This is a genomic window from Nocardia otitidiscaviarum NBRC 14405, from assembly GCF_000308635.1.
In the GTDB taxonomy this organism is placed as follows: Bacteria; Actinomycetota; Actinomycetes; order Mycobacteriales; family Mycobacteriaceae; genus Nocardia; species Nocardia otitidiscaviarum.
The window spans coordinates 1-796 of sequence record NZ_BAGD01000244.1 but is presented as its reverse complement, the minus strand read 5'-3'; the positions used below and the strand labels follow the sequence as shown (position 1 = coordinate 796).

Annotated in this window: 1 protein-coding gene; it reads right to left on the bottom strand. The window is 69.5% G+C overall.

Annotated elements, in window-relative coordinates:
- A partial coding sequence (locus ON31_RS29500) for a DUF222 domain-containing protein (RefSeq protein ID WP_169335050.1) occupies positions 1-796 on the bottom strand: 796 nt, incomplete at both ends.

The following is a 796-nucleotide window of genomic DNA, read 5'->3' as shown; positions in this document are numbered from 1 at the left end:
TTCTCCGGACCACCCCCGGACGCCAGGAACGCTTTGAGCGCGTCGTGGTTACGCTGCCCGGCACTACGCCGATCCCGCCGCGCCGCCGCCTCCACCACATCCTTGTCCACGGCTGCGGGTCCCATGCGGGGGCTGTCGGGATCCTCGGGATTGCACATGCCCGGCCGCGCCCACTTCGCCAAGACGACATCCAACAACGCCCGCAACTGCGGATCCAGCACGCCCTTGACCTCGCTCATGCCATCGACGCGTTGCTTGCCGACCCAGAGCTCGCGGCGCCGCGCCCGGTCGTCGTCGTTGGTGAGGACCCCGTCGGGATCCAAGCACGACAGCAGCACGTGCCCGACCTTGCTCACATACTCCGGCGGCATCTGGCTCGCCGCGCGGGCGAGCTGCTGTTCGGCCTCGGCCTGCGTCTGGGCGGGCACCGCGTTGGGGATACGATCCATCACCCGCATGATCACCCGCGCGTGCTCGGGTGAGATCGTGCCCTCGGCCTGCAACCTCGCGGTGGTCGGCAACAACGCCGGTCCGGGTTCCCCGCAGAACGACCGCGGCCGCAACGGGACCGACGCCCGCACCCGCGCCCCGGCCTCGGCGGCCGACAACCGCAATACATCGATCAGATACCCGCGCATCCCCTTGGCTCCGGCACGCTCCCACAGATGCCGGGACTCGACCTCAGCGATCATGCGATGCGACAGTGCCGCCATCCGACACCGCACCGACTCCACCTCCCGCATCACATCCACCAGAGCGGTGTCGGACAGTCCGGTGAGATCGGTCGCGAGCAGGG